Annotated in this window: 4 protein-coding genes; all 4 read right to left on the reverse strand. The window is 66.2% G+C overall.

Annotated features, from left to right (window positions below; all coding sequences use genetic code 11):
* A partial coding sequence (locus tag ACN269_RS34980; protein ID WP_421477660.1) for an APC family permease occupies positions 1–920 on the reverse strand: 920 nt, incomplete at its 3' end.
* Positions 921–1,008: 88 nt separating this feature from the next.
* Entirely contained in the window at positions 1,009–1,341 is a 333-nt protein-coding gene (locus ACN269_RS34985) for a hypothetical protein (RefSeq protein WP_421477662.1), read from the reverse strand.
* 72 nt (positions 1,342–1,413) lie between these two features.
* Complete coding sequence (locus tag ACN269_RS34990; RefSeq protein WP_421477664.1) at positions 1,414–4,299, reverse strand: PQQ-dependent sugar dehydrogenase; 2,886 nt, start codon at positions 4,297–4,299, stop codon at positions 1,414–1,416.
* 77 nt (positions 4,300–4,376) lie between these two features.
* Positions 4,377–5,198, reverse strand: a complete 822-nt coding sequence (locus tag ACN269_RS34995; RefSeq protein WP_421477666.1) for an alpha/beta hydrolase — start codon at positions 5,196–5,198, stop codon at positions 4,377–4,379.

The following is a 5,198-nucleotide window of genomic DNA, read 5'->3' on the forward strand; positions in this document are numbered from 1 at the left end:
TCGGCCAACGCACCGAACACGTTCTCTTCGATCTCCTCGTTTCCCAGCCCCAGGCCCTCGGTGCCGACGCCGGCGTACATCTGGGTGGCCACCGCCACCAGCAGATAGGTGAGCAGGATCGACAGCACACACAGCAGTGCCGCCCGGCCCGGGGTCTTGTCGGAATCCTTGGATTCCTCGTTGACGGTCAGCGCGGTGTCCCAGCCCCAGAACGCGAAGATCGAACCGGACAGGCCCGCGATGAACGCGGACAGGGTCAGGCCGGCAGGGCTGAACCAATCCCAGCTGAATGCCATCCCGGTCGCCGAGGATCCGGACTTGGCGAAGGCCATCACCGTGAACACCAGCAGCACCACCATCTGGAAGCCGACCAGGAAGAACTGCACCCGTTCGGTGGTGGTGATGCCGCGGTAGGCCACCGTCGTCGCCGCCGCCAGGAACGCTAGACAGGTCAGCACGTTGATGAACGGGTTCTCCCACAGCGCCGAGATGGTCTCGTTGTTGAACAGGTCGCCGATGAACTGATAGAAGAACTGCACCGCAACACCGGCCAGGTTGGACAGCACGATCACCGTCGCCACCACCGCGGCCCAGCCGCCGAGCCAGCCGACGTACGGACCGAATGCCTTGGTGGTCCAGGTAAACGAGGTGCCACAGTCCGGAGCGACCTTGTTGAGCTCGCGGTAGGCGTAGGCGGCGAAGAACATCGGCAGGAACCCGGCGATGATCACCACCGCCATCTTCGAACCGGCCTCGGCGACCAGAATCCCGATGGTGGCCGTCAGTGCATAGGCCGGCGCCACCGAGGAGATGCCCAGTACCGTCCCGCCCAGCAGGCCGACGGCGTCGCGGTTGAGCCCCTTTTCGCGGAGGTCGGCCTCGGGTCGATGGTGCGGGTCGTGCGCGCTGATCTGCGTCATGTGGACCTCGCTCGGTGGGGCGCCTTTCGGCAGATGGTATCCCCATCGGGCCAGGCCCACCGGCTGTTCCCGAAGGCCGGACCGGCGATCAGCGCGAGCAGTCCAACGACACGGTGATCGTCTTCTTGACGACGACCGGGATCACCCGGTCGCGCCGTCCGACGTCGACGCGGACGAATTGCTTCTGCTCCTGCGGGTTTCGGATTGCGGTGACTTGGCATTCATCGAGCGGGGCAGTGCCGATGCGATCCACCCGCACGTCGAAGCCTTGTGCCTCGAGTAGGCCGATGGTGGTCACGGCGGACTCCGTGGCAGCCGATGCGGCCGGGGCCAGCAACATGCCGGCCGCGGCGGCGGCGGTGCCGACCAACAATGCGGCGCGACATGCCAGCTCAGTGGTGGGTTTGATGGTGTGTTTCATGCCAACGATGCTGTCGCAGCAGGGCAGGTCGGCGCTTGTAGGAAGCGTGGAGATCGGCTGGAGATCTCCGGCTCACAACACGGTCGGCACCGTGTCGTAGGTGACGGTGTAGGTCACGTCGGTAGCGGGCGTCGTGATCGTGTGATTCTGCGTCCCGCCGTCTGACCAGTTGTTGAAGACCAGCTGTTGACCGTTGACGGTCTGCGGCGACGGCGCCCCCAGCACCCGTTCCACTCCGACGACCGCCTGTTCGGTGTATGACCCGGTTCTGGGCTGGCCGTCGATGGTGAACTGAGCGTCGGGGTCGTTGGCGTTGACCGTCAACGTCACCAGGTTGGGATACACCTCGACCCGTTCGGTGGTGCGCAGGCCACTGCTGTCGGTGACGGTCAGGGTGATGGCGTACCAGGTGTCGGCGCCGTTGTGCGGGTCACGCGGGACGGTGATGCTGCCGCTCTTGCCGGTGACACCGCTGACGACCGGATGGACATGGTCGGCGTGGTGGAAGACGACCGTCCATTCGTAGGCGCTGTCGGGCAATTCCTCGTCGGCGTCGGTGGCGGTGCCGGTGAAGGTGATGGTGTCACCGGCGTTGTAGTTGGACTCGTGGACCGGTGAGGTGATCTCGACGACTGGCGCCGTGCTGCCGACCACGATGGTCTCGGTGGCCGTGCCCGTTTCGTCGCCGTCGCTGACGGTCAACGTCACGTCGTAGTTGCCGTTGGTGGCGTAGGTCTTCACCGGGTTGGCATCGGTGGACGTCGTTCCGTCGCCGAAGTCCCAGTGGTAGGTCAGGTTGGTGAACAGATCGGGGTCACTGGAGCCTGCGGATGAAAACTGAACCTCGAGCGGGGCGTAACCGTTGGCCGGGGTGGCCGTCAGCACGGCTGTCGGCGCTCGATTGCCGTCCGCCGGCGCGATGACCGAGAGCTGCCCGGGATAGATGTTCAGTTGGTAGATGTTGCCGTCCGGCCCCTGCGCCAGCTTGACGGTGGTGCCGGCCTCGCCGTCGAGGGTTTGCTCGCTGATCAAAGTGGTGTATTCGGAATCGAATTCGAGCACCTTGATCCAGCCAAGGGTGTAGTCGGCGACGAAGACTTTGCCGGCGTACTCCTCGGGCAGGGTGTCACCGGTGTACACCAGGACGGAGGTGATCGACCCGGTTCCGGCCGTCTCGGCGGAGTGCGGGTAGGCCCAGATCGGGTCGACGTAGCCGCAACCTTCGCAGGCGCCTTCGGCGTTGGGCCACCCGTAATTTGCGCCGCGGGTGACGAGGTTGAGCTCTTCCCACTCGGCGGCGCCGACGTCGCCCACCAGCATCTGGCCGTCCGGCGTGAAGGTGAACCGGAAGGGGTTGCGCAGTCCGTAGGCCCAGATCTCCTCACGCGCACCCTCGACACCGACGAACGGGTTGTCCTCGGGTATCGACCCATCGGGATGGATGCGCAGAATCTTGCCGTGGGTCTTCGACAGGTCCTGGGCGTTGGTGCTGGTCGAGTTGTCGCCGGTGGCCCAGTACAGGTAGTCGACGCCGTCTTCGGTGCGGTAGTGGATCTCGCCGCCGTGGTGGATGGGGCCGGCCGGGTCACTGGACTCCACCAGCACGACTTCGGAGGCCAAGATGGCGTCCTGGTCGCCCTGCAGCGTGAACCGTGACAGCACGTCCTTGTTGTCGGCCCGGGTGTAGGACACGTAGACGTAGTGGTTCTCGGCGAAGTTCGGATCGACCTCGATCCCGCCGATGCCGCTCTCGAAGTCGGTCAGCGTCGGCAACACCACCACCGTGGTCAGCGGCTGCCCGTCCTGGTGGAGCTTGATCGCGCCGCCCTTCTCCGCGATGAGGATCCCGCCGTCGGCTGGGTCGTCGGGATCGTCGGGCAGGAAGCGGAAGTCGACGGGTTCGTCGAGACCGGACACGATGACGGTGCGTTCCAGGTCGACCGGCAAGCCCGTCGTGGGCCCGCCGCACAGGTCCTGCGTGAACTTGGCCGACTCCAACTCGGCCTGCCGGACGAGTCTGAGGACTTCGGTGCCCAGCGGGGAGGCAAGCGCGTCGTCGACCTGTCGGCGCACCCACCCCACCACGGCCAACAGTATCGGCGAATCGATCGGCACACCCGTGCCGGTTCCGAAGACCAGTTCGTTGATCGCCGTCGTAACCCGTTGCACGACCGGGCTCAGCGTGTCGATCGCGGTGCAGACGCAGGCAGCCAGTTGTTCGGCCGGGCGCGGCTTACTCGGTTCGGACGGATCCGGTTCGGGCGCGTGCAGTACCGAGATCTTCGTCGGCGAGGGTTGGCCCAGGGTCTCGGGCTCGTCGGGGGTCGGCGCGGCGGCTGCTGAGCGCTGTACGAGGCCCTTGACGGCGACCCTGGCCTGGGTCAGCGACCCGCGGGCCTCGGCCATGTGGCGCGACAGGGTATCGGCAAGTTTGGTCTTGGCGCGAGCTGGTTGCGTGAAGTCCGACGAACCGTCATCGTTTGCTGTGACGGGATCGTCGGAGCCTGACGTGTGCGCACCTCCGGAGCTGCTGACCACTACCTTGTCGTCGTTTGCTGTGACCGGCTCGTCGGAGCCTGAGGTGTGCGCGCCTCCGGAGCTGCGCACGATCACCCCGGCATCGAGGATTGTTTCCGATTGGGACGGCGACGATGGGGGCTCGCCGTCGGTTGGCTTCTCCTCATCGCCTTCGGGCGTGGTGACGGAGTCATCGGATGACGCGATTGCCTCCGACTGGTCCGACGCAAGGCCCGCCGGACCGGGAGGCGGGTCCGTCTTGGCCGGCGACGTCGATTGCGCGCCCGAGGTTTCCGAGCCGGTGGACTTCGACGGCGACTCCGCCGACGTGGAGTCGTCGGCCCATGCGATGCCCGCGGTCGTGGTCGCGACGGCTCCGCCGAACGTCAGCGCGACGGCGAGGACGCCGATCCGCGCGATGTACCGGCCGTTGGCGTACATATCAGACTCCACGGGTGGTGCCAGGTGGACGCCCAACTATTGCATCAACGTCAATACGGCGCAGCCCTTTGCTGCGATCAACCGGCGCCCGGCATCGGAACCGGATCTACCTCGGGAGTGCCGAGCACACCGGCCAGCCACGGCAGGGCCTCGGCGAATCCGCGCCCCGCGGACTGGAAGTCGTGGCTGCCCGAATACCCCACCGCCACACATTCGACCTGGTATCCGCTTAGCAGCGTGCACAACTTCTTCGCGTTGGCCGCATGCTCCTCGGAGTACGGATCCCAGTCCGCGATCTCTTCGGGTGGGCCGTCGGTGGGGGCCCAGTGCTGCGCGGCGAGGTTCTCCGACACCCCCAGCCAAGCCGCCATGTTCTGGTACGGCCCGTGTTGTTCGATCACGGTCTTCGGATCGAACGCCGCCCAGGCGTCGGCGTCGCCGCCGTAGAGTCGCGCGATCGTCTGACGCTGGGTACCGGTGTTGGGGCCGAGTTGACCGTCGAGGGCGACGAACGCGCTGAACAGTTCCGGGTACTTCACCGCCAAGGTGAGTGCGCAGGTGCCGCCCGACGACCATCCGGCCAGCCCCCAATGGGATGCGTCCGGACTTACCCCGAACTTCGAAATCACATACGGAACAACATCTTTGGTGAGGTGGTCGGCGGCGTTGCCGCGGGGCCCGTTGACACACTCGGTGTCGTTGTTGAAGCTGCCGGTGGAGTCCGGGAACACCATCACCGGGGTGTTGCCGCCGTGCCGGGCCGCGAAACTGTCCAGAGTCTGCAGCGCTCCGCCGGTGTCCGGCCAGTCCGACGGGTGGCTGAACTCCGCGCCGATCATGAGCACAGCCGGCAGCGGTGGCGGTGGATTGGATGCGAACCACGCCGGAGGCAGATACAC

It is taken from the genome of Micromonospora sp. WMMD736 (assembly GCF_049179015.1).
Lineage (GTDB): Bacteria > Actinomycetota > Actinomycetes > Mycobacteriales > Micromonosporaceae > Micromonospora.